Origin of the sequence: Agathobaculum sp. Marseille-P7918 (assembly GCF_900625105.1) — a bacterium.
GTDB lineage: Bacteria > Bacillota > Clostridia > Oscillospirales > Butyricicoccaceae > Agathobaculum.
The window spans coordinates 1-22,352 of sequence record NZ_UYYD01000017.1 but is presented as its reverse complement, the minus strand read 5'-3'; the positions used below and the strand labels follow the sequence as shown (position 1 = coordinate 22,352).

Annotated in this window: 26 protein-coding genes and 1 pseudogene; 17 read left to right on the top strand and 10 right to left on the bottom strand. The window is 55.2% G+C overall.

Annotated features, from left to right (window positions below; genetic code table 11):
* Positions 1-122 precede the first annotated feature (122 nt).
* The 15 genes and pseudogenes from EJL02_RS13485 to EJL02_RS13425 form a co-directional block, all read left to right on the top strand.
* Positions 123-404: pseudogene (locus tag EJL02_RS13485) on the top strand (VirB6/TrbL-like conjugal transfer protein, CD1112 family); the annotation flags it as partial.
* A 62-nt stretch (positions 405-466) separates the two neighbouring features.
* Positions 467-607, top strand: coding sequence for a hypothetical protein (locus tag EJL02_RS14265; RefSeq protein ID WP_164510433.1), 141 nt, complete (start codon positions 467-469; stop codon positions 605-607).
* Positions 608-666: 59 nt separating this feature from the next.
* Entirely contained in the window at positions 667-1,053 is a 387-nt protein-coding gene (locus EJL02_RS13480) for a PrgI family protein (protein WP_059004499.1), read from the top strand.
* Complete coding sequence (locus EJL02_RS13475; RefSeq protein ID WP_125116872.1) at positions 1,019-3,421, top strand: VirB4-like conjugal transfer ATPase, CD1110 family; 2,403 nt, start codon at positions 1,019-1,021, stop codon at positions 3,419-3,421. The genes EJL02_RS13480 and EJL02_RS13475 overlap by 35 nt, the downstream gene beginning before the upstream one ends.
* 4 nt (positions 3,422-3,425) lie before the next feature.
* On the top strand, positions 3,426-3,773 hold the full coding sequence (locus tag EJL02_RS13470) for a hypothetical protein (protein WP_125116871.1): 348 nt from the start codon (positions 3,426-3,428) through the stop codon (positions 3,771-3,773).
* Positions 3,766-4,791 (top strand): DNA cytosine methyltransferase, encoded by a 1,026-nt coding sequence (locus EJL02_RS13465; protein WP_125116870.1) that lies wholly within the window; start codon positions 3,766-3,768, stop codon positions 4,789-4,791. The genes EJL02_RS13470 and EJL02_RS13465 overlap by 8 nt, the downstream gene beginning before the upstream one ends.
* A complete protein-coding gene (locus EJL02_RS13460) occupies positions 4,788-6,086 on the top strand; it encodes a CD1108 family mobile element protein (protein ID WP_442858025.1) in 1,299 nt (432 codons plus the stop codon). Before EJL02_RS13465 ends, EJL02_RS13460 begins: the two co-directional genes overlap by 4 nt.
* A 9-nt stretch (positions 6,087-6,095) precedes the next feature.
* Positions 6,096-6,641, top strand: a complete 546-nt coding sequence (locus EJL02_RS14670) for a C40 family peptidase (RefSeq protein ID WP_442858024.1) — start codon at positions 6,096-6,098, stop codon at positions 6,639-6,641.
* 15 nt (positions 6,642-6,656) lie between these two features.
* The gene (locus tag EJL02_RS13455) at positions 6,657-7,397 is read left to right on the top strand and encodes a phosphoadenosine phosphosulfate reductase (protein WP_125116869.1); all 741 of its coding nucleotides are present in this window, start codon (positions 6,657-6,659) and stop codon (positions 7,395-7,397) included.
* Positions 7,384-7,662 (top strand): DUF4315 family protein, encoded by a 279-nt coding sequence (locus EJL02_RS13450; RefSeq protein WP_125116868.1) that lies wholly within the window; start codon positions 7,384-7,386, stop codon positions 7,660-7,662. Before EJL02_RS13455 ends, EJL02_RS13450 begins: the two co-directional genes overlap by 14 nt.
* Positions 7,652-8,389: a DUF4366 domain-containing protein gene (locus EJL02_RS13445; RefSeq protein WP_125116867.1), complete on the top strand. Its 738-nt coding sequence runs from the start codon at positions 7,652-7,654 to the stop codon at positions 8,387-8,389. Before EJL02_RS13450 ends, EJL02_RS13445 begins: the two co-directional genes overlap by 11 nt.
* A complete protein-coding gene (locus EJL02_RS13440) occupies positions 8,386-10,557 on the top strand; it encodes a DNA topoisomerase 3 (RefSeq protein WP_125116866.1) in 2,172 nt (723 codons plus the stop codon). The genes EJL02_RS13445 and EJL02_RS13440 overlap by 4 nt, the downstream gene beginning before the upstream one ends.
* The gene (locus EJL02_RS13435) at positions 10,544-11,080 is read left to right on the top strand and encodes a hypothetical protein (RefSeq protein WP_125116865.1); all 537 of its coding nucleotides are present in this window, start codon (positions 10,544-10,546) and stop codon (positions 11,078-11,080) included. Before EJL02_RS13440 ends, EJL02_RS13435 begins: the two co-directional genes overlap by 14 nt.
* 12 nt (positions 11,081-11,092) lie before the next feature.
* A complete protein-coding gene (locus EJL02_RS13430) occupies positions 11,093-12,751 on the top strand; it encodes an antirestriction protein ArdA (RefSeq protein WP_125116864.1) in 1,659 nt (552 codons plus the stop codon).
* Positions 12,752-13,451: 700 nt separating this feature from the next.
* The gene (locus tag EJL02_RS13425) at positions 13,452-13,781 is read left to right on the top strand and encodes a hypothetical protein (RefSeq protein ID WP_125116863.1); all 330 of its coding nucleotides are present in this window, start codon (positions 13,452-13,454) and stop codon (positions 13,779-13,781) included.
* On the opposite strand, the gene EJL02_RS13420 is transcribed toward EJL02_RS13425, so the two are convergent.
* The 5 genes from EJL02_RS13420 to EJL02_RS13405 form a co-directional block, all read right to left on the bottom strand.
* Positions 13,731-15,212: a recombinase family protein gene (locus EJL02_RS13420; RefSeq protein WP_125116862.1), complete on the bottom strand. Its 1,482-nt coding sequence runs from the start codon at positions 15,210-15,212 to the stop codon at positions 13,731-13,733. The genes EJL02_RS13425 and EJL02_RS13420 overlap by 51 nt on opposite strands.
* Before the next feature lie 84 nt (positions 15,213-15,296).
* Positions 15,297-15,470: a hypothetical protein gene (locus EJL02_RS14260; protein ID WP_164510432.1), complete on the bottom strand. Its 174-nt coding sequence runs from the start codon at positions 15,468-15,470 to the stop codon at positions 15,297-15,299.
* 109 nt (positions 15,471-15,579) lie between these two features.
* Entirely contained in the window at positions 15,580-15,780 is a 201-nt protein-coding gene (locus EJL02_RS13415; protein WP_087307739.1) for a hypothetical protein, read from the bottom strand.
* Between the two features lie 349 nt (positions 15,781-16,129).
* Positions 16,130-16,540: an RNA polymerase sigma factor gene (locus tag EJL02_RS13410; protein WP_125116861.1), complete on the bottom strand. Its 411-nt coding sequence runs from the start codon at positions 16,538-16,540 to the stop codon at positions 16,130-16,132.
* Positions 16,541-17,032: 492 nt separating this feature from the next.
* A complete protein-coding gene (locus EJL02_RS13405) occupies positions 17,033-17,503 on the bottom strand; it encodes a hypothetical protein (RefSeq protein ID WP_087307741.1) in 471 nt (156 codons plus the stop codon).
* A gap of 114 nt (positions 17,504-17,617) precedes the next feature.
* Here EJL02_RS13405 and EJL02_RS13400 point away from each other — a divergent pair, with 114 nt between their 5' ends.
* The gene (locus EJL02_RS13400) at positions 17,618-18,166 is read left to right on the top strand and encodes a PadR family transcriptional regulator (protein WP_087307742.1); all 549 of its coding nucleotides are present in this window, start codon (positions 17,618-17,620) and stop codon (positions 18,164-18,166) included.
* A gap of 81 nt (positions 18,167-18,247) precedes the next feature.
* Positions 18,248-18,610 carry a helix-turn-helix domain-containing protein gene (locus tag EJL02_RS13395; protein ID WP_430667077.1) on the top strand — a complete coding sequence of 121 codons (363 nt, stop codon included), beginning with the start codon at positions 18,248-18,250 and terminating at the stop codon, positions 18,608-18,610.
* A gap of 203 nt (positions 18,611-18,813) precedes the next feature.
* On the opposite strand, the gene EJL02_RS13390 is transcribed toward EJL02_RS13395, so the two are convergent.
* The 5 genes from EJL02_RS13390 to EJL02_RS13375 form a co-directional block, all read right to left on the bottom strand.
* Positions 18,814-20,160, bottom strand: a complete 1,347-nt coding sequence (locus EJL02_RS13390) for a relaxase/mobilization nuclease domain-containing protein (protein ID WP_125116860.1) — start codon at positions 20,158-20,160, stop codon at positions 18,814-18,816.
* A 147-nt stretch (positions 20,161-20,307) separates the two neighbouring features.
* A complete protein-coding gene (locus EJL02_RS13385; RefSeq protein ID WP_125116859.1) occupies positions 20,308-20,598 on the bottom strand; it encodes a CD1845 family protein in 291 nt (96 codons plus the stop codon).
* 157 nt (positions 20,599-20,755) lie between these two features.
* Entirely contained in the window at positions 20,756-21,103 is a 348-nt protein-coding gene (locus EJL02_RS13380; RefSeq protein WP_055152369.1) for a plasmid mobilization protein, read from the bottom strand.
* On the bottom strand, positions 21,100-21,264 hold the full coding sequence (locus EJL02_RS14255) for a hypothetical protein (RefSeq protein WP_164510431.1): 165 nt from the start codon (positions 21,262-21,264) through the stop codon (positions 21,100-21,102). The genes EJL02_RS13380 and EJL02_RS14255 overlap by 4 nt, the downstream gene beginning before the upstream one ends.
* Positions 21,265-21,274: 10 nt before the next feature.
* The gene (locus EJL02_RS13375; protein WP_243114522.1) at positions 21,275-22,117 is read right to left on the bottom strand and encodes a hypothetical protein; all 843 of its coding nucleotides are present in this window, start codon (positions 22,115-22,117) and stop codon (positions 21,275-21,277) included.
* Positions 22,118-22,352 lie beyond the last annotated feature (235 nt).

Sequence of the window (22,352 nt, the reverse complement as noted above, 5' to 3'; positions counted from 1 at the left end):
TACACGCTGGGAAATTAGACTGACATCTGGAGAGCCGGATACGCTGAGAGGTGTAAGTCCGGTTCGGAGGGGAGTTCTCGGAAACCTACCATAGCAATATGGCAAGGCGCCGGGTTCTTACCCTACTGGTCACCTCAATAGGACCCATCCCCTTTGCCACAATGTTCAACCGAAAGTGGGGCTCCACGGGGCAGAACTACCTTCGCTCTTTGCTGGCCCTGGGCTTTCAGGCCTTTCTCATTATGATCTGCGTGGGTATCTATGCGGTGCTGGTGGAGGGTATCTCCACATCCGGCGACAACATATCCGCAGCCATCTGGGGTTGCATGGGCTATACGGTCCTGCTGTGCTACACCCTGTTTAAGACCGGCAGCCTTGCAAAATCCCTGTTTGGGGCGCATTGACCTCTTGCTATACTCTGGGGCTTCCGATAGAATGGATATAAAGCAATCAAGGAGGTGTCAAAATGCCCCAGAAGGACGAACTCCAACAGTTAAAAAACAAACTGGAGCAAGCAGAACAGGCCAGACTCTCCGGCGCTCCAACCTTCACATTGGAGGAATCCAGAAAACGTCTGGATGCACTCATTACAGCAGACAATCAATAGTTATCTGAGAACGTCTTTCCCATCGGAAAGGCGTTTCCTTATTCCGGGAGGTGTTTACGATAGCTTATGTAACGATCCCGAAGGACCTGAGCCGGATACAGAGCAAGGTCCTGTTCGGGCTGACCAAACGGCAAGTGATTTGTTTCGGAGCGGCGGCGCTGGTAGGTGTGCCGCTTTTCTTTTTGGCAAAGGCGAGCCTGGGGACCACCACGGCGGCGCTGTGCATGATCCTGGTGATGCTGCCCTTTTTCCTGTTCGCCATGTACGAGAAGAACGGGCAGCCGCTGGAAGTGTTCCTGGGGCATCTGATCCAGAACAAATTCATTCGCCCGAAGGTGCGCATCTACCAGACCAACAATCTCTATTCCGCCCTGGTGCGGCAATCCCAACTGGAACAGGAGGTGAAGCGGATTGCGAGAAAAGGCAGAAAAACCGGCAAAGCGTAAGCTCACCCGTGCCGAGCGCAAGCAGATCGAGGCGGTGATTCGGCAGGCCAAGGGCAACGGGAAACCCCATACGGTGCAGGACAGCATCCCGTTTCAGAATATATTCCCCGACGGCCTGTGCAGGCTGGAGGGCGGGACTTTCTCCAAAACCATTGCCTTTGAGGATGTGAATTACCGCCTGGCGGGGTCGGAGGACCAGCGGAGCATCTTTGAAAGCCTCTGCGACTTCTATAACGGCTACGATCCCTCCATCGGCGTCCAGGTCACTTTGGACAGCCGCAGCGGAGGTAGTGCCGCCGATGAAATGTTCGGTATCCGCAGGCAGGGCAACGACCTGGACCCCATCCGAGACGAGGCGGTGGACATCCTGCGGATGCAGTACAAACGGGGCAACAACGGCTATGTGAAAACCAAGTATGTGACTCTGACCATCGAGGCGGAGAACCTTCCCGCGGCCCGGGCGCGGTTTGCCCGCATTGAGACCGACACTCTCAACCGCTTCAAGGTCATGGGGGCGGCGGCTCATGTGCTGGACGGAAAGGAACGGCTGGAGCTGCTTTACAACATCCTCCACCCGGAAGGAGGCCAGTTTGCCTTTGAGTGGGACTGGCTCCCGGCCAGCGGCCTTTCGGTGAAGGACTTCATCTCTCCGTCCTCCTTCCACTTTGGGGAGACCCGCACCTTCCGCATTGGCAGGCGGTACGGGGCGGTGTCCTTTCTGCAAATCCTGGCGCCGGAGATGCACGACCGCATCCTTACCGACTTCATGGAGGCGGACGGAAATATCATGGTGACCATGCACATCCGGGGCATCAACCAGAACGAGGCCATCAAAATGGTCAAGCGGAAAATCACCGACCTGGACGCCATGAAGATACAGGAGCAGAAACGGGCGGTGCGCAGCGGCTACGATATGGACATCCTTCCTTCGGACCTCTCCACCTACGGCGGTGCGGCAAAGGACCTTCTCACCGACCTGCAATCCCGCAACGAGAGAATGTTCAACATGACCTTCCTGGTGCTGCACACGGCGGAGACCCGCCAAAAGCTGGAAATCGCCGTATCCCAGGCGGCCAGCGTCGCCCAGACCTACAACTGCCTTCTGACCCGGCTGGACTTCCAGCAGGAGGACGGGCTTATGAGCAGCCTTCCCCTGGGGCTCAACCGTATCAAGATCGAACGGAGCCTGACCACTTCGGCCCTGGCGGTGTTTGTCCCCTTCGTCACCCAGGAGGTGTTCATGGGCGGCGATGCCATGTACTACGGCCTCAACGCCCTCTCCAACAACATGATCCTGTTGGACCGCAAGCAATCCCGTTGTCCCAACGGCCTTGTGTTCGGCACTCCCGGCAGCGGCAAATCCATGAGCTGCAAGCGGGAGATCACCTTTATCATGCTGATGACTCAGGACAACGTCATCATCTGCGACCCGGAGGACGAATATTCGCCCCTGGTGAAGCGGCTGGGCGGTCAGGTGATCCGGCTGTCCCCGTCCAGCACCGATTATGTGAATCCTCTGGACATCAACCTCAACTACTCCGAGGAAGAAAACCCGCTGGCGCTGAAATCCGACTTCGTGCTGTCCTTCTGCGAGCTCATCATGGGCAGCAAGACCGGCCTGGAGGCCATCGAGAAAACCGTCATTGACCGGGCGGTACAGATAATCTACCAGCCATACTTTGCCGACCCCCGGCCGGAGAATATGCCTATTTTGGGCGACCTGATGAACGCCCTTCTGTCCCAGCACATCCCGGAGGCCGACCGGGTGGCTCAGGCGCTGGACCTGTATGTGAACGGTTCGCTGAACTTCTTCAACCACCGCACCACTGTGGACATCTCCAACCGTCTTGTCTGCTTTGATATCAAGGGCCTGGGCAAGAACCTGAAAAAGCCCGGTATGCTCATTGTTCAGGATGCGGTGTGGAACACCGTCACTATCAACCGAGCTATCGGGCGCTCCACCTGGTATTTCGTGGACGAGTTCCACCTACTGCTGAAGGAAGAACAGACCGCGGCATACAGCGCCGAGATTTGGAAGAGGTTCAGAAAATGGGGAGGCATCCCCACCGGGGCGACCCAGAACCCCAAAGACCTGCTTTCCTCTCCAGAGATCGAAAACATCCTGGAGAATAGTGATTTCATCTATATGCTGAACCAGTCCGCGGGCGATCGAAAAATACTGGCGGAGCGGCTGAACATTTCGTCCGAGCAGCTTGCTTATGTGACCAACTCCGAGCCGGGCCACGGGCTGCTGTTCTTCAACAACGTCATCCTGCCCTTTGCGGATGACTTCCCGAAAGACACCGAGCTCTATAAATTGCTTACCACCAAGCCCAGCGAGGTGGAACACGAGGAAAGGATGGGATAAGGATATGGAACAGGAAAAGCTGTATGTCATCGAGGAAAAGACCTACGAGGCGCACATCGACGAGGAAGTGTATCTCTACGGGTTGCTCCACCAGCTTGCTTTCCTTGTCGGGAAGATCAAAGATCAGGAGGATGTGAATAACCTGATTGTCACGGTCAAACGCTATGGCGAGATCGCAGACCGGATGTTCGACCGCTGGCGCATTCCCGGCCGCTATCTGGTGTTCGGCGACAAGGCGGATCTGGCTGGCATTAAGACGGCAGAACTATGCGCGCTGGAGGATTTTCATGTCGCGTTCGATGAGGAGAATGAGCCGTTGGACATCGCTGCCGAGGAGCAGATAGATGCCTGACCGTCTTACCCATGTCAGCCTTTTTTCCGGCATCGGCGGGTTGGACCTTGCGGCAGAGGCGGCGGGCTTTGAAACGGTCTGTCAATGCGAGTGGGCCGACTATCCCTACTCCATCCTGCAAAAGCATTGGCCGGATGTGCCGAAATTCCGGGACATCACCACATTCACGAAGGAGGCGTTTTTTGAAAAAACAGGACTTGAAACCATTACCATCCTCTCCGGCGGATTCCCGTGCCAGCCCTTCTCCACCGCAGGAAAGCGGCGGGGCTTTGCGGATGAACGCTACTTGTGGCCGGAAATGTGCCGCATTATTACCGAACTGCGGCCCCGTTGGGTGCTTGGGGAAAATGTTGCTGGCTTCATCAATATGGGGCTCGACAAAACGATTTTTGACCTGGCAAAAGCGGGATACGCTGTTCTCCCATTCGTATTTCCGGCTTGCGGCGTCGGCGCATGGCATGAGCGCCAGCGAACTTTTATCGTCGCGGCTGATGTTTCCCACACCCCTTGCCTCCGACAAATCCACGGGGCGGGACGCTGCCAACCTGGATGTGTTCCTGTCGGAAAGTGGGACATTCCGCAAGCGGAACAAGGACGGGACGATCTGGAGCCCCAGTCTGTCAGCGGCGGTGTTCTTTATGACCCCGATGGCGGCGGACGGTTTCCTGTCGGATATGAAATCGCAGACACTGATCCGCAAGAAGTGTGCCGGGAGCTTGGCGGCGCAGATGGCGAAGCAGGAGCTTCCGACCTCGGACAAAATGGCGCTCAACCCGGATTGGGTGGAATGGCTCATGGGATTCCCCCCGAAATGGACGGACGCATCCTATGGCGTGCCGAGCCCGAAGGAGTCCCCCGCATGACCGAGGACACCGACAACCGGGCGCTGCGGCTGAAAACCCTGGGAAACGCAGTCTGCCCGCCCCAGGCCTATCCCATTTTTCAGTACATCGCCATGATCGAAACCGGGGCCTGTGTCAACATCTGCCCCTATGGAACAGGAGGTGACGCACCTTGAAAGAATGGAAAGCCCCCGAAAAGGAGGCGCAGAAGATGACCCGTGACGGGGCGGTATCCGTCAATCTGGTCACGGGCGAGACGACCTATCCCTCTGACCGGACGCCGGAGCAGGATCATTCTGTATCCGGCGACACGGCGGGCGCCGCTGGGAAAGTGGTGGACCGTGCGGAACTGCACCGGGAACAGGCAGCAGCCAAGAAGAAGCGCCGGAAACAGCGCAGAGCCTATCGGGAGGGTGAGGCCGCAGCGGGCCGTTCATCCTCCCGATTGCAGTTTTCCGAGACGGATCAGGTCAAGCAAGAGTTGCAAGGAGCTATCCGCAAGTCGGACAAGGCAACGGACCGGCTGGATGCAGCAAAGGCTGCTGTTCCGTCCAAACCGCCATCCCCCCAGCATACCAATCCGCTGTCCCGCCCCATCCAGGAGGCAGGCGCGGCCATCCACGGCAAGGTCCGGGAGGTAGAGCAGGAAAATTCCGGCGTCCAGTCGGGCCACCTGGGGGAACGCAGCTTTGAAAAGGCTGTGGGCTACGGAAACCGCCGTGTCCAGAACTGGCGGGCGGAACGCAAGCTGAAACCCTGGCGGGACGCGGCAAAGGCGGAGCAGGCGGCGGTCAAGGCCAATGCGGATTTCTACTATCGGAAAGCCGTGGCGGAGAACCCCCAGCTTGCATCCAATCCCATCTCCCGCCTGTGGCAGAAACGAAAGCTGCAAAAGCAATATGCGGCGGCATACCGGGCAGGGGGTAAAACCGCTCAGGCCGGGAAAACAGCGGAGGCCACGACAAAGGCGGCCAGGAAAACCGCCCAGAAGTCCAAACGCACCGCTCTTTTTGTAAAGCACCATTGGAAAGGTGTGCTGATCGTAGGCGGTATCGGCCTTCTGATGGTAATGCTGCTGGGCTCTCTGCAATCTTGTTCGTCCATGTTCAGCGGCGGGGCATCTCAATTTATCGCAACTTCCTATCTTTCTGAGGATGCCGATATGCTGGCGGCAGAGCAAGCCTACTGCACCAAAGAGGACGAATTAAAGGAATTTCTGGACATCTACGAGGATACCCACGACTACGACGAGTATCACTTTGATCTGGATGAGATCGAGCATGACCCCTATGTACTGATCTCCATTCTGTCGGCACTCCATGATGGGGTATTTACCATCGATCAGGTACAGGGCGACTTGCAAACCCTCTTTGACAAGCAATACATCTTAACCGAAACCGTGACCACGGAAATCCGTTATGATTCGGATGGAGATCCCTACACATGGACGATTTGCACTGTGACCTTGTAGAATACCGATTTGTCTCATATCCCGGTCGATCTGATGGGGGAGAGGGGGTTTTCGCTGTACGCTACTCATATGTCCACGCTGGGTAATCGTCCTGATTTGTTCCCGTCCTCCGGGTATGTGAACAAGTACATCGAAAACCCGCCGACGGCATGGAAGATTCCCGCTGCATATCTGACAGACGAGCGGTTCAACACCCTGATTACCGAGGCGGAAAAGTATTTGGGCTATCCCTATGTGTGGGGCGGCAGCAGCCCAAGCACTTCTTTTGATTGCAGCGGTTTTATCTGCTATGTGCTCAGCAATTCCGGCTTGTGTCAGACCGGCCGATTGACCGCGCAGGGGCTTTATGACATATCCACGCCGGTGGCGCAGCCGCAGCCCGGCGATCTGGTCTTTTTCAAAGGAACTTACGCGACAAGCGAGATTTCCCACGTGGGATTTTATGTGGGCGACGGGATGATGCTGCACTGCGGCGATCCTATTCAGTATTCCAACCTGAACACAAGCTACTGGCAGTCCCATTTCTACGCATACGGCAGACCGCCGTACAACTGATGGAGGTGACGGAGCATCAATATGGTTTCCTATGGGGGCGGCGCCAACAGCACCGCCCTTTTGATCGGGCTGCACCAGCACCGTATCCCGGTGGACCTGATCCTCTTTGCGGATACGGGGGCAGAGCATCCCCACACCTACGCCTATCTGGAGGTGATAGATTCCTGGCTGAAGGACCACGGGATGCCTCCCATTACCAGAGTGTATAAGACCACCCGTGACGGAAAACGGCTGACACTGGAGGATGAATGTCTGCAAAGTTGCAGCCTTCCGTCCATTGCCTACGGATTCAAACGTTGTTCCCTGAAACACAAGATCGGGCCGCAGGAAAAGTTCTGCAACCATTACCCGCCGTGTCGAAAGGTGTGGGCGGCGGGCAAACGGGTGGTCAAGTTCATCGGCTACGACGCGGGCGAAGGCTACCGCAGCGACAAGGTGCTGCTGGGGGACCTGGCCGACCGAAAATACAGCAAGTGGTATCCCCTGATGGAATGGGGATGGACGCGGGACGATTGCATCCGGCAGATCGAGGCGGCAGGGCTGCCCCAGCCGGGAAAATCGTCCTGTTTTTTCTGCCCCAGTATGAAACCCGACGAGATCACCGCCCTGCGGGAGCAGCATCCCGATTTGTTCCGCCGCGCCCTGGCGCTGGAGGACAACGCCCGGAAAAACCTGAAAACGGTCAAGGGCCTGGGGCGGAACTATTCCTGGAGAGAACGATTTGGAAAGGAGTTTTGCACACATGGCAACGGTTGAGAAAATCCGCAAGGACATTGAAAAGACGAAGGAGAAGATCTCCGCCCAGCAGAAACGCCTTCGGGAGCTGGAGGCGCAGCTCACCGAGGAAGAAAATCTGGAGATCGTCCGCATGGTCAAGGCGGTGTGCATGGACAACAAGGAACTGACCGCCTTCCTGAAGGCTTACGCCAGCGGCCTTATCACCCTGCCCGACGGGATGATGGAGGCGGAGGCTGCGCCGGACCCTGACGACGATATGGAGGACAGCGACCATGAAGCATAAGAAAGTAATCCGGCTGTTTACGGCGATGCTGGCGGTGGTCCTGTGCATGACCGCCTTCTCCGTCACTGCCTTTGCGGGCGGCGGGGATGGAGACTATTACACCGGGGAGCCCGCCGAGACGACGCCGGCACCCACCGAGGAACCCGCTACCGGGGGCATGGAGACGGAGGGCCAGCCCCTTACCCCGGAGGGCAACGCCACGCTGGTGGACGACTATTACGGCGACAAGCAGCTTATTACCGTGACCACGAAAGCGGGCAATTATTTTTACATTCTGATCGACCGGGCCAACGAGGACAAGGAGACCGCCGTTCACTTCTTGAACCAGGTGGACGAAGCCGACTTGATGGCGCTGCTGGAGGACGGGCAGACCGAGGAAAAGCCCGCGGCTTGTATCTGCGCCGAGAAATGCCAGGCCGGTGCGGTGAATACTGCCTGTCCGATTTGCGCGGTGAATATGAGCGAGTGCGCCGGAAAAGCGCCGGAGGTGGAGGTGGAGCCGGAGCCTGAATCGGAACCGGAGAAGGAGTCCGGCAGCGGCGGCGCCCTGGTGCTGATCCTGCTGCTGGCGGCCCTGGGCGGCGGCGGAGTTTTCGCCTACATCAAGTTCATGGGGCCTAAACAGGGCGCAAAGGTCAGCGCCGACCCGGACGACTATGAGTTCGAGGACGAGGAATACGAAAACGAGGACGTTCCTGAACAGGAAGAACAGGAGGACCAGAATTGAGCAAATTGGTGATCTGTGAAAAGCCGAGTGTAGCAAAGAGCATTGCGTCGGCCCTGGGTGTCACATCCAGGGTCGATGGCTATTTTGAGGGGTGCGGGTCGTCGGTGGCGACCTCTAGATGCCAAGGGCATTCAGAAGCACCGACCGAGCCGGCAGGCGAGACACGGTGGCTCATTTCCTGGTGTATCGGGCATCTGGTGGGGCTGGCGGATGCGTCCGCCTACGATGACCGCTACAAGAAGTGGCGGTATGAGGACCTTCCCATCCTGCCCGACCCCTTCCGCTATGTGGTGTCCGAGGAAAAGGCTGCCCAGTTCCACATTCTCCGTTCTCTGATGGAACGACCTGATGTGACAGAGCTGGTCAACGCCTGTGACGCGGGGCGCGAGGGCGAGCTGATCTTCCGGCTGGTCTATGAGGCCGCCGGATGCACAAAGCCCTTCTCCCGTCTCTGGATTTCTTCGATGGAGGACGCGGCGATCCGGGAGGGTTTTTCCGACCTGCGCCCCGGCAAGGACTATGACTCGCTGTATCAGTCGGCGATTTGCCGCCAAAAGGCGGACTGGCTTATTGGGATCAATGCCTCACGGCTGTTTTCGGTGTTGTACCACCGCACCCTGAATGTGGGGCGGGTGCAGACGCCCACCCTGGCGATGCTGGCCGACCGGGACAGCAAGATCGTCCTGTTCCACAAGGAGAAATACCATCATGTGCGGCTGGCGCTGGAGGGAGCCGAGGCGGTCTCTGAAAAAATCCCAGCTATGGAGGACGCCCAGGCCATCCGGGACGCCTGTGACGGGCAGCAAGTCGTGTGTGTATCCGTGGCGCGGGAGAAAAAGACAGAAAAGCCGCCCAAGCTGTACGACCTGACCACCTTGCAGCGGGAGGCAAACCGTGTGTTCGGCTACACGGCCAAGCAAACCCTGGATTACGCCCAGTCGCTCTATGAAAAGAAGCTGCTGACCTATCCCCGCACGGACAGTCGGTATCTGACGGGCGACATGGCGGAGACCGCCTCCGTGGTCCTGCATTTGGCGGCACGGGTGCCGCCCTTCGACGCCTGCCCGGAGTTTTTCCCCGATGTTCTGGCGCTGGTGAACGAGAAGGAGGTATCCGACCACCACGCACTGATTCCCACCCTGGAGCTGGAAAAGGCGGATGTGACTGTGCTGCCTGTGGGTGAGCGCAATATCCTTCTGCTGGTCTGCTGCAAGCTGCTGTGTGCGGCGGCGGAACCTTTCGTGTATGAGGTGGTCACGGCCACCTTTGATTGCGGCGGACATACCTTCACGACCAAAGGAAAACAGGTGCTTTCCCAGGGCTGGCGAGCCATCCAGGAGGTGTTCCGTTCCTCCCTGAAGGAGAAGCCGGAGGATGAAGATGACGAAGGCGTCCTTCCGACCTTGACCGAAGGGCAGGTCTTTGAGCCGGTCTCCGCCTCCGTCACCGAGCACTTCACTTCGCCCCCCAAGCCTTACACGGAGGACACCCTTCTGTCGGCCATGGAGAACGCGGGCAAAGAAGATATACCGGATGATGCGGAACGGCGCGGCCTGGGCACCCCGGCGACCAGGGCGGCTATCATTGAAAAGTTGGTGTCCAGCGGATTCGTGGAGCGCAAGGGCAAGAACCTGACCCACACAAAGGCGGGCGTCAACCTGGTCACGGTGCTGCCGGAACTGCTGACCTCTCCCAAGCTCACAGCGGATTGGGAGCAGCGGTTGAATGAGGTGGCAAAGGGCCAGGCGTCGCCGGAGGACTTCATGGACGGGATCGAGGCGATGGCGGCGGAGCTGGTGTGGAAATACTCCCACATTTCCGAGGATGGGCGAAAGCTGTTCCAGCCGGAGAAGGAGACAGTTGGCCTCTGCCCCCGCTGCGGCAAGCCGGTCTATGAGGGCAAGAAGAACTTCGCCTGTTCGGACCGAGCCTGCCAGTTTGTCATGTGGAAGAATGACCGTTTCTGGACCAGCCGCCGTAAGGAAATGACCCGGAAGATGGCGGCCGACCTTCTGAAAAAGGGCCGTACTTCCGTCAAGGGACTGTGGTCGGAGAAGAAAGGTTCCACCTATGACGCCGTGGTGATCCTGGACGATACCGGCGGCAAGTATGTCAATTTCAAGCTGGAGTTTCCCAAACGAAAGGATGGTGTGTATGGCAAAAAGTAAAACCGAGGTCAACTTCATGGAGCATTTGAAACCGCTGCTCCCCGCAGGCGGTGACGCAAGCGAACTGGAGGCGGCGGCCCAGGCGCTTGCCGGACTTTCTCCGGAGGACCGTGACCTCCTGGCCGCTGTCCAGGAGTCGCCCTATCGTCTGACCACCCTGGAACAGTTCCGGGAGTTTCCCGCCAACACCGAGTATTTTGTCCTGGAGCCCAACATCAGCAAGGTGGAGGATGTGGGTTGGCGCTATCTGGCGCAGCATTTGGACATCCTTCTGCCCCCGGAGCTGCTGGACACCATTGATCCTGTTCCCTTCGGCAATCATGCCATGCGGGAGAAACAGGGGTGCTTCACCAGTAAAGGGTATCTCACTCTCTCCGGCGACGAGTGGGAGCACGAGCGCCCCAGGGAGAAGCAGACGGAGAAAAAGCCCTCCATCAAGGAGCGGCTGGAGCAGAGCCGGAAGGAATGTGCCAATCAGAGCAAGGCGCAGCCCCATCGGGAAAAGCCTGCGCCGGAGCGATAAGGAGGTGTCGCTATGCCCCATTATGACTACGACAAAGATTATCCCTTTGCCGCCTTCATCACCAATCTGGGCAAGTACAACGAAGGCGCCCTTGTAGGTGAATGGGTGAAGTTCCCCACCACGGCGGAGGAACTGAAACAGGTCTTTGAGCGCATCGGGATCGGCGCAAAGGACGACTTCGGGCAGACCTATGAGGAATGGTTTATCACGGACTACGACTGCTATGTGGACGGCCTCTATGACCTGCTGGGCGAGTACGCCAATCTGGACGAACTGAACTACCTGGCCTCCAAGCTGGACGATATGAGCCAGGATGAATATGAGCGGTTCCAGGCGGCTATGGAGATCGGCGATCACACGGGCAGCATCCAGGAGCTCATCAACCTGACGGAAAACCTGGACTGCTACGATGTCTACCCCGACATCCACGACCACGACGATCTGGGCCGGTATTACATCGAGGAACTGGACGCCATGCAGGTGCCGGAGCATCTGCGCAACTACATCGACTATGAGGCCTACGGGCGGGACATTGCCCTGGAGGAAAGTGGCCAGTTCACCGACCTGGGCTATGTGCGGGACACCGGGGACAGCTTCCATGAGTATTACGATGGCGAGCGCGGCAGCATCCCGGAGGAATACCGGGTGATGACCTTCCAGGATGACATCCCCGAAGAAGAAATTTCGGAATGGGCCATGGACCTTGCCTACGATGTGGACGAGTTTTTCCGGCAGCACGACCCGCAGTATGCCGCCGAGCACCCGGAGGAACACGCGGCGAAGGAAGAAATCTACGAGAACCTTTCCGATTGCCGTATCGCCTCTCTGGAAGAAAAGCTGAAGGCGTTGGGCCAGACCCCGGAGGACTACCTTCCCTCCGAGCTGGAGAAGTTCAAGGAGGCTGTGGGCTACGAGGCATATTTGGATGTGGACCCGCAGGTGATCCGGGAGGCCATTGAAAAGCCGGATCAAGCTCATGTGGACGAGATGCTGTCCTTTGCAGAACAAGCAAACCAGGAGTATAAGGCGGAGTTATACGGCCAGCAAGCGGTGCCGGAGAAGGTGACTGTCCTGGTGGTGGAGCCCATGAAGGAACCCTATGTAAAGGAGATTGACCCCGGCCTCCATGCGCTGCAAGCGGAGGTGGGCGGCGATATTGCCGCTTCTTATCCCTTTGAGGATCCGGTGGGGCTGGTGTTGAACGATGAAGGCAAGCTCATCGGTCTGGACCTGAACCGTTCCCTCCGGGACGAGCATGGGGAGATTTACGACATTGTGGCGGGCACCTTCCTGGTGGTGGGCCTGGGGCCGGAGAGTTTTGCGTCCCTACCCCCGGACATGATCCAGAAGTACACCGAGCAATTCAAGCGGCCGGAACTGTTCGCCAGCATCAACGGGCAGATCGTATCCGTTCCCGTGGAGCCGGAAAACCCGCTGCGCACCGCCGAGCTGACCCTGGAGGACGACTATGGGATGATCGACGGGATCATCAACAACGGCCGCCGTGGTGAGGAATTGGAGAAAGCCCGGGACGAGGCGCGCAGGACCACGCCGGAGAAAAAGCCCTCTATCCGGGAGCGGCTGGAGGACGCGAAACGGGAGTGCGAGGAACGGAAGGGCCCGGACAATCCCGCCCCGCAGAAGAAGCCCCCGGAGTTGGGCGACTTATGAGCCGGAGTAAGAAATGGCGTCTGGAATGGTCGTTCTTCCTGGGCGAGAACGGCAGGCGTCAGTATAACAAGCTCTGCAAAAACTGTGTTCATCCCTGTAAGCAGAGTTTCCGGGCGGTGGTAGTGTCCTGCCCGCACTATCTTTCCCGCCGCTCCCAAAAGTGCAGGAATTAGGGTTTAAAATGGGCGAAGAAACAGCCTGTGGTGGCTGTTCTGTGTAGGGGCAATAGGATTTCTTTTGTGGGGCGATAGGGCATTTCTGCATAGGAAATACGCCGAATTTTCACCTTTGGCAAGTAAAACAAAAGCGCCGCCATCGGATATTTTGTCCAGTGGCGGCGCTTCTTTTTTTGTTAGCTGTGAACTACGGTAATGGAAAACCCTATTTTGTTGTGTTAACACAGAAATAATGATACAATATTTTAAATACAAACAAATTTCTTCCAAAAAGTATAATTGCTTACAGCGGTATAGCTATAATAGGGGCGTTAACATTGCGTAAAAAGCAGTTTTTGAATTTTTATAAAATATAAAGCAAGAATATGGATTGCTTTGATGCGGTTAGTCTAAGCGCTAAAAATTTCGAAGTAGTATAATAAAAAACAAGTTTCAACAAGCCCCTAAAAACTGCGCTATTACATAATACTGCGAAGTTTCCGGTTAACTAAATATAGCTTGTAGATTGGGCAGGGGGAAAGAATATGCTTTTTCAAGTAATCAGCCGGGCAACATGGTGTGGAAATGAGAGTGACATAATATACCTTCAACAGGATCGCTGGGATGATTTTAGTTTTAAAACAACATTCCAAGTATTTTATCTTGGAGAAAGGTTAGGGAGCGTGAAGATAAGCTTTAGGGGTATGAAAGAATGTCAAAGTACATATGAAATAATTCCCAAAAGATTTAAGCGCTTAAAAAACGGTTATTTTTCACTTTGGCAAACTATTTTTTACAAGGGCATAATGCCAAGTGAAAAGGTTTTAGATTTTCCAGTGGATTGTAACACTCTCACTGGTAGCGTCAATCTGTGATATGAGTATATCAACCACTTTACGCTTATCGTCAAAGCTCACGGACTCCCAATCATCAAGATAGCCCGTAATGCTATCAATCTGTGAAGCGGAAACAGAATTAGCGGTGAGGTCTGCGACCAGCCGGAGCTGTTTCTGCCGTTCCGCATCCAGTTCCTCAATGCGGGTGTTTGCGTATTGCAGGAGAAGCGGATTAGCGCCGGACAAAGTGTCCAGAAGTTTCTCGATCTCGCTTTCCGTCTTTGCAAGGGCAACACGGGCGGCGGTCAGCTTCGGATTATAGCTTTGTTCCTTGCCGCCTTTCAGCGTGTGGAATTTCCGCATCTTCTTAACCATCTCGCCGTAAACAAACGCCTCCATGCTTTGCGCGGTCAGCGTACCGGCTCCCTCGCAGCTCTTATTGTCTGCCCGTTGTTTGCATCGCAGGTAGGTGACACCATTTCTGGCGTTCAGACTTGCCAGGGCATAGCCGCAACGTCCACACTTGATTTTCCCGGCCAGCCATGTGTTATGGCATTTCCGGCCATTCTGGAATGTGGTGTTTTGTGAGAGCTTGCGCTGAACGGTCAGCCAGAGCTGGGAGGGGATGCGCCCCTGGTGGGGAGCAATCACAAGGATCGGCTCCTCGCCCTCGCGCCCTTGATAGAGATAACAGCTATTGTCCCCTGTGAACATTTCCGGGGGACTTTCAATTTTTACGCCCTGGGCCTTGAAGTATTCGTAGATGTCCATATCGGCCTGGACGTAGACGGGGTTTCTCAGCAGTTGAGCAATAAACCCGCGCTTTAGGGACTTGTCATAAACCTTAATGTCGTTCTCGGCAAAGTACCGGGATATATCGCCGTAGGAGTTGCCCGGCTCCGCATACATTTGATACATCAGTTCGGCAAAATCCATTTCCGCATTTTCCACCAGCTTCTTTGTCTTGATCCCGTCCATGACGATGGGCTCGGTATCAAAACCGTATGGCGTCCGGCCCCGCATATAGTAACCTTTGGTACACCGGGAATAGAAAGCGTCCTGCACACGCATCTGGATGCTTTCGCGTTCAAGCTGGGCAAAGACAATGCAGATATTGAGCATCGCCCGGCCCATCGGCGTGGAAGTGTCAAACTTTTCTGTGCAGGACACAAACTCTACATCGTACTGTTTGAACAGTTCCATGAGCTTTGCGAAGTCCACGATGGAACGGCTAATCCGATCCAGCTTGTAGACGATCACCCGCTTAATCAAGCCCAGCTTGATGTCCTGCAGAAGCCGCTGGAAGTCGGGGCGCTCAATGTTCTTGCCAGAGTAACCCTTGTCTTTGTATTCCTTACCCTCACCGCCTTTAAGCTCATAGCGGCAAAACTCAAATTGACTTTCAATGCTAATACTGTCCTTTTTGTCAATCGACTGCCGCCCGTAAATTGCATCTATTCTACTATCCATAATTAGCTCCCTTCCGTTAAACGGGAGCCAACCTACAATTATATTGTACCTCTGCCGCCCCCTTACCACAAGGATGACTCTGGCCTACCCCCGCCCGGCATATTTGCGGAACACATCGAACAGCCGTCGCTCGACCTCGCGGTTGCGTTTATCCTGTTCCTGCGGGGAAAAAACGGGGGTGAGATTTTTGACGGTGATCATGCGATCTCCGAGAACAGCAGTTTTAACTTCACTTTCGTATTTGACCTGTGCCTGCATAAAATCCCTCCCATACAATCAAAGAATGTTTTGAAACATGGCAAAGGCCAGCACCGCGAAAGTGCTGGCCTTTGGCCGGATATATACCTCTGGACAAAGTGTCCAGAAGTCAGTAGGGACTCCGCTCGTAGTGTTGCTGGGCCTCTTCCAGTCCACGGATGTCAAAGACCTCATAGAGCTCAGCCACCACACGCCGGATGTCCTGGGGCGAAAAACCGCAGTTCTCCATCGCGTAGATTACATAGCCGCGACAGGCATTGTTACTCCACGGCTGGGAGAGCAGGGCCGCCAGTTCTGGATCATAGTTCATAGAGCGTTCCCCTTTCTTGATAAATTAGGGAGTGCCGCGCCCGTTTCCTTGACCTGCCCAAAGACAACCACACTCAGCGCGGCATCCCCACACAACGGAGGAACGGCGGCCCGGAGGGACAAGCGGCCAGCCTGTCCAATGGCGGATCGTGGCCGTGAGCTGGCCCGGCCCACCTGCGACGCTGGTGTTTGTCGCTCGTTCTCCGTGGAGAGAAGTCACCGCGCACCCGTCGCCCGGCTCCCCGCGCTATGCTCAGGGCCGCCGCCGTTCCGTTGCGGAGAGGTTTATATTTCCCTCTCTACTAACCAAGACATTTTTACATCAATTCCAAGTGGGAAAACAGTAAAAATCAAAAAGTTTTTTTCATGCGTTCCAAGCCCCGCTTGATAGACTGGCGGATGGACTCCTCATGCACACCCTCAGCCTCGGCAATCTCTTTGATGCTTTTGCCAAGAATGATGTGAGCATCGATCCGGCGGCCCTGGATCTCCGGCAGGGAGTTGAGGGCGTTCCAGAGCCGGACAAACAGCTCCATGCGCTCCAGAAGCTCCTGGGGCGTGGGCTCATGCAGGCAGGCGGAGTATTCGATCCCATCCTCACAGTCCAAGGAATACTGCGCCTTGTGCCGGGTGAGCCGCCGCTGGTAGGCCGCTTCATAGCGGACGCTGGCCCGAAGCACCCCGGCCACTTCCTCGGAAACCTCAATAAACTGATCCTGTATGTACCAATAATAAAAATCTTTCAGATTGATGGTAGTCATTATAAACCTCCGTTTCGGTGTTGGGTGAACGAGTGACCGAAACGGGGACTGGCGGAGAGCGGCACCCAGGGGAGCCGCTCCGCACCTCTGGACAAAGTGTCCAGAAGTCGGACAAACAAAATGCGCCTGCGCGACACAAGGCCACACAAGCGCACGAAATTATACATTCATTTATGTACTGCCAAATTGCACATCCACCGCCGGACTGATCCTGTTCGGGGGATGAGCTTTTTTTGACAGGTTAGGGGGATGGAAAAGAGAAAAGGACACGGCGATACCTCCCGGACACCGCCGTATCCTTAAAAAAGGGCGACTTTAACACACCCCCCGTATTCTAATTTTTCAAAAAGAAAACGGCGGCTTGAAATTTGTTATTTCAAAACCGCCGTAAGGCTACTGTATTTTGTTTTGGCGCGTGATGATCCAGCCGCCGAAACAACGGTTTTTTTATTATCCCGTTGGGCGGTAAATCTTGTATGAGGTTTAGAAAAGTCAGAAAACTTCTATCTGTCCAGGATAATTCATTCCCTTTTCAATAAGAGGCCCTTTAGCTCCCATTGTAAAAGCGATGTCGCTACTACGAATGGACATTAACCGATCACCGGCTTTAAGATTAAGAAATTTCAGCGTTTTTTGGGGTAGCTGCACTGTTCCTTCTTTGGATAATGGAAGCCATGCATAGCTTCTTCCCTTATATGGAATAAACTGACCCGCACTACTTGAATGTTCCCCTGTCAATCCCGGCAAATCATCTATGATGTGCTTTAATTTTGAAGATGCTAACATCCTTTGATTTGTGACGCAAAAACCGCCAGTTATTTTACTACCAGTGAAAATAATGATTTCCGGTTCACTGGTCAAATTGTATTCAGATAGCGCCATTGTCGGAAAATGTATTGTCCCTTCTGCTCCTATTACCGACCATCCAAATACATATTTCCCGCCTTTGTTTAATTGCGGCATAGTTTTCCTCCTTTACATTCCTTGCTTTTGCTGATATACTAAAGTTAATATGTAATTGTAGTACTCTATATATAGAGTACTACAATTCAAGACTAATGTCAAGGGAGTAAAACTATGCTTACGAAAACGGCAACTATTATTTTAGGGATAATCCAAAAACATCCAGTTAATGCGTATGAACTTATCAAAATGCTATCGCGCTTTCAATTAAAAGATTGGTATGATATTGCAGACTCCACAGTTTATGCAACACTTAAATCCTTAGAAAAAAAACAATATATCACTGGCAGAGTACAAAAAGATGGAAATATGCCTGATAAAACAGTCTATTCGCTAACCGATGCTGGCACGAAAGAATGGAATACAGCTATTAAATTTTTTCTTACTCATTTTGATTACGATCTTATTCCATTTATGATTGCGAGCTTTTTTGCCGAAAGTATTGGAGTAGACGAAGCTATAAAGTGTTTGGAAGAACGCCTTGATTATTTGAAAAAAAATAGCAAAGGGCTTACAAGGCAAATAGAAGAATTGGAGGTGGAAAAGGATATTCCGTATTATGTCATCGGAAATGTGCAGCACAATGCGCTTATTGTTGAAACTGAAATCACAGTTACACAACAAATGATCGCCAAATATAAAAGCAGGCTTTTCGATCAATAATATGAAATAAAATACTACTTCAAGTCAAATTGCATTTCGTTCTCATAGGCTCACCCGAAATGTAGAATAATATAGGGTGATATGAGAATGTACCAATACGACAAACATCTTGATTTTCACGCCCTGGGCCGTGAGATCAAACGAAAACGGGAGGCAAAGGGCTGGACGCAGGAGTACCTGGCCCAGCTTGTGGATCGCACCCCGCGCTCCATCATGTATATGGAGAACCGGGGCCAGAAACCAAGCCTCAATGTTTTTTACCAGCTTGTCACCCTGCTGGAGATTTCCGTGGATCAATTCTTTTTCCCGGACAAGCTCAACGGAGAGAGCACCTGCCGGAAACAGATAGATGTTATGCTCAATTCAATGGACGAAAAAGAACTAACCGTAATGAAATACACAGCAGAGGGATTGCAAAAAGCCCGTGAAACGGAGGATGCGTAAGAAAAGCGTGTACCTCCGTTTTTTTACGCCATTTTGGGGGGTTGCACAAAACGGCAAGCAATTCGAGTGTGGGCACACTCGAAATTTTTGCAGGGCCGAGGGCCCCGCAAAAATGCTTGTTGGGGAGCTCCCCAAACCCGCTGGACTTCTGGACACTTTGTCCAGAAGTCCAGGCGCAAGCGCCTGTTGTCTGCGTCCCGGAGCTATCGCTCCTGGGCCTTATTTTCCCGCCCGTCCGTATGGCCGAGCAGGTGATCGATATTTGCCTTGACCGCCACGGCCTGCCGCATATCCGCCTGGGCCTTGCGGTATTCCGCATAAAGGGCCTTTTTCTTTTCAGAGAGCGCCCGCCGCTCCTTTTTCAGCGTGTCCATTTTCGGGAGCTTTGCGCCGCCTAAGAGATCATTCATGGTAGCTTTTGCCGCCCGGTAGTCAGCCAGCTCCGCCTCGTGCTGGGCCAGATACTTTTTAGAATATCGGGCCGCCTTGTAACCATCGAACACGGGCCGCGTCTTTGCATATTGCACCACCGCGCCCATGAGCTCAGAAGTTTTAGAGAGGGCGGCCTCCGTGTCACGCAACTCCCCGGCCAGCTTGTGGGCGCGATCCACCGCCGCCTCGGTGCTGGCCGCCAGCGCGTCATAATCCATCAGATCATGCTCCCGGAGATACTGGAGCGCGGCGGCCATCTGTTTGAGGTTGTAAACTTTGGCCCACCGTTCATAGGCCGGGCCCTTGCCCTGGGCCATGCGCTCTTGAATGTCGATAATCAAATTGACGCGCCGGGGCTGAGCTGGGCTGTCCTTCGGGAGCTCCGGGATCGGACGCTCCCCGGCAATCACCGCCCGGATGTCATCGGGATCAAAGCCGGGGCCCAGGACAGAAGCCCGCAGGCGGGTGTACTTATCCTGCCCAGGAGCCAGGAACGAGATCACGCCGCCACGCCCATGCTTCACTGAAAAGCCGGACTCCTCCATAAGCCGCAGGAATGCCGGGAAGTCGGCGGGCTTTTTCCCCAGGGCCTCCACGATGGCCAGCCGCACCCGCTGTTGTGCAGAGGGCGGCTTTTCGCCAATCCACTGGCCATAATGGAGAAAGCGACCCTTGCTGTGCTGTTTCGGATTTTGGATAACAGACAGCTCATGCTCGATGCACACCCGGTCAGAGAGCCGCCGCACCGCAAAGCTGGAGCCGATGAAGTTATGAAACTTTCGGGAGCAGTCCTGGGCCGTGGAGTTGTAATAAATGTGATTGTGAATGTGGCCCTTGTCGATGTGGGTACAAACGAAAAACTGGTACTTGCCCTTTGTCCAGCGCATGGCCGTTTCATAGCCGATTTTGTTTGCCTCCTCCGGCGTGACCTCGCCAGGAAGAAACGCCTGCCGGATCTGAAAGAACAGGGCCCCACGCTCCACGGCCCGGCCCGTTTCCGCCTGGTACTGGCTTTTCGTTAGAAGAAACTCAGCGGGGGCGGATGCCGGATCGCAGAGGTAGGCAGACACAGCCCCCAGCTTTTTCGGATTGAGTCCGTAGGCAAACCGATCCTCCATTGTCTGAATAGCAGTTTTTCCAGCCGCTACCTTGTAGGGCCGGATGTAGGTTGTAGCGATAGCCGCACCTCCTTTCCCAGCAGAAAAAGCGGGCGGCGGTCTGTTTCATCCGCCGCCCGGCACCTCTGGACACTTTGTCCATAAGTATCAACTCGCCATAAAGTCCATCGCCGCATACTTCACACCCTGCAGGCGATCCACCAGCCATCCGCCCAGGGCCGGGAGCCCAAAGGGGGAAACCAGGAACGCCAGCACAAACATAGCGATGCAGCCTACTGTCTGCCCGGCCAGCAGGCAGAGGATCGCCAGCAGGGACAGGCCCACACAAGCCACAATGCACACCGCCCCCGCCACGCAGGACAGAAACGTAAGCACCGCCACAATGAGGATCAGGGCCAGGACAAAGGGAGCCGCGATGATTTTTAAGATTGTCCGCATCGTTCATACCTCCTACAAAAGTTCGTTGTTTGCCTCTATATGTATATTATAACTCCGCAGGAGGGGGCCAACAAGGATGCCTCGGCTATCCCCACCTCTGGACAAAATGTCCAGAAGTCGAGATAGCCGGGGAACGGCAAAGCCGCTCCCCGGCAGGTCAGAGCCGCACGATGGCGGAGAGCTTTTCCAGCAGATCGGAAAGGGGCCGCCACAGCTTTTCATAGTCCCGTTGCAGAGCTTTGATCTCCTCCGGGTAAATGCCGCCGTAGGTATTCGCCTGGATCGCCACCTGATTTAGATTGTTGGAGCACCGCCGCTGGAGCGACACCAGCTCCTGGACAGGTGACAGGTCAACATGGAGCACATACCCATTGAGGGCCATTTTCCGCATATAGGCCCCCATGTTGCGGATGCCCGCCTCGGCCATCCGTTCCCGGATCAGCGCCTGCTCCTCCTCGGACACCATCACATGGAGATGGATGGGGCGGCGGCGTTTCTTTGTCACCGTTCCTCCCGTTCCAGGCTCCGGCAGACGCGGGGCGGCTCCTTTACCTTGTCCAGCGCCTTTTCCCGTTCCGGGGGCTGGGCGGGGATCGGCGTATTGAATACCCCGGAGAGCCGCAGGGCCTCCTGGTTGGCAAAATCCTGTTCACGCTTCTTTTCCATAACAGTCCTCCTATCTGTCGCCCCGGTCAGGGGCTTTCTTTTTAAGGCCGTCCGGGGCTCGCTGTTCCTGGGCCTCCTTTTGCGCCGCTTTCAGTTGCTCCGCAATCGGGGGCTGGCGTTTGGCCTCCTTATGAGCCCGCGCCGCTTCCTGGCGTTCAATGCTGCGGACGCGAACGGCCAGTTGCTCCGGGGTGATGTATTCTTTCACCACATAACTGCCGAAGTCAGGGTAAAACCATGTCAGCCGCTTCTGATCCGGGACATGGTGGGCATCCTCCCATTTCCCCACCACCTGGGCCTGGGCATCCATCTGCCGCCGGATGTCCAGATTTTCACGGGAGGGCCGGAGCTCATAATTCTGCATTTCCCGCTCTGTCAGGGGATGGGCATAGATGATGGCTCCCCACGCCTGAAACGCCTCGCCCATCACTTGCTGGCGGGTAAAGTACAAATCCATGTGGACAGGGCGGTTAAAGTAGCTGTTCGGGTAAGTGCCGATGTCAATAGGCCGCTGGGTGGAGTAGTATTTGTAGGTTTCCTTGTCCGGGGCCTGCTCTACTTCAAACACATGATAGCGCCGCTGATAGTCCTCGGCCCGGTTATGCAAATCCCGTTCCGCCATGTCCGGCTCGTTGTGGTAGTGGCCCCAAAAGAAGTCCCGGTGTCCGTCCTGCTCGTTGAATTGCCATGTCACATAGGGGTTAGGGGCCTTGGGGTTTTCGCCCAGCACAAAGCCGCATTTGTTATCAAACAGGATCGTGCGGCGGATCACATAGCCTTGATTTTCTTCCAGAATAACACCTCCTTGATGTTGACAGCATCCGGGCCAAACAGGGGCAGGCCGTAGAAACATACGGCCCACCCCAAAAGCGGCCCCGGAAAGCCTTGTAATCAGCGGGTTTCGAGGGCCTAATTGTCAACGCCCCAGCCCCGCTTTTTCCGCATATATTCCCGCTGTTGTCGGCGGTGGGCTTTCTTTGCACAGGCCGCCGAGCAGTAAGCCTGCCGCCGATCCGGGGCAACGGGCCCGCCGCAGATAGGGCAAATCTTAAAATCCGGCCTGGGCCCCTCGGTCAAGAGGGCAGCCT

Coding starts and splice junctions, on each gene's coding strand:
- EJL02_RS13400 (WP_087307742.1), top strand. CDS start 17,618: ATGCTTACGAAAACGGCAACTATTATTTTAGGGATAATCCAAAAACAT.
- EJL02_RS13435 (WP_125116865.1), top strand. CDS start 10,544: ATGGCAAAAAGTAAAACCGAGGTCAACTTCATGGAGCATTTGAAACCG.
- EJL02_RS13390 (WP_125116860.1), bottom strand. CDS start 20,160: ATGGAGGATCGGTTTGCCTACGGACTCAATCCGAAAAAGCTGGGGGCT.
- EJL02_RS14265 (WP_164510433.1), top strand. CDS start 467: ATGCCCCAGAAGGACGAACTCCAACAGTTAAAAAACAAACTGGAGCAA.
- EJL02_RS13375 (WP_243114522.1), bottom strand. CDS start 22,117: ATGTTTCTACGGCCTGCCCCTGTTTGGCCCGGATGCTGTCAACATCAA.
- EJL02_RS13470 (WP_125116871.1), top strand. CDS start 3,426: ATGGAACAGGAAAAGCTGTATGTCATCGAGGAAAAGACCTACGAGGCG.
- EJL02_RS13425 (WP_125116863.1), top strand. CDS start 13,452: ATGCTTTTTCAAGTAATCAGCCGGGCAACATGGTGTGGAAATGAGAGT.
- EJL02_RS13385 (WP_125116859.1), bottom strand. CDS start 20,598: ATGCGGACAATCTTAAAAATCATCGCGGCTCCCTTTGTCCTGGCCCTG.
- EJL02_RS13465 (WP_125116870.1), top strand. CDS start 3,766: ATGCCTGACCGTCTTACCCATGTCAGCCTTTTTTCCGGCATCGGCGGG.
- EJL02_RS14260 (WP_164510432.1), bottom strand. CDS start 15,470: ATGCAGGCACAGGTCAAATACGAAAGTGAAGTTAAAACTGCTGTTCTC.
- EJL02_RS13445 (WP_125116867.1), top strand. CDS start 7,652: ATGAAGCATAAGAAAGTAATCCGGCTGTTTACGGCGATGCTGGCGGTG.
- EJL02_RS14255 (WP_164510431.1), bottom strand. CDS start 21,264: ATGGAAAAGAAGCGTGAACAGGATTTTGCCAACCAGGAGGCCCTGCGG.
- EJL02_RS13420 (WP_125116862.1), bottom strand. CDS start 15,212: ATGGATAGTAGAATAGATGCAATTTACGGGCGGCAGTCGATTGACAAA.
- EJL02_RS13450 (WP_125116868.1), top strand. CDS start 7,384: ATGGCAACGGTTGAGAAAATCCGCAAGGACATTGAAAAGACGAAGGAG.
- EJL02_RS13410 (WP_125116861.1), bottom strand. CDS start 16,540: ATGACTACCATCAATCTGAAAGATTTTTATTATTGGTACATACAGGAT.
- EJL02_RS13405 (WP_087307741.1), bottom strand. CDS start 17,503: ATGCCGCAATTAAACAAAGGCGGGAAATATGTATTTGGATGGTCGGTA.
- EJL02_RS13395 (WP_430667077.1), top strand. CDS start 18,248: ATGAGAATGTACCAATACGACAAACATCTTGATTTTCACGCCCTGGGC.
- EJL02_RS13430 (WP_125116864.1), top strand. CDS start 11,093: ATGCCCCATTATGACTACGACAAAGATTATCCCTTTGCCGCCTTCATC.
- EJL02_RS13415 (WP_087307739.1), bottom strand. CDS start 15,780: ATGAACTATGATCCAGAACTGGCGGCCCTGCTCTCCCAGCCGTGGAGT.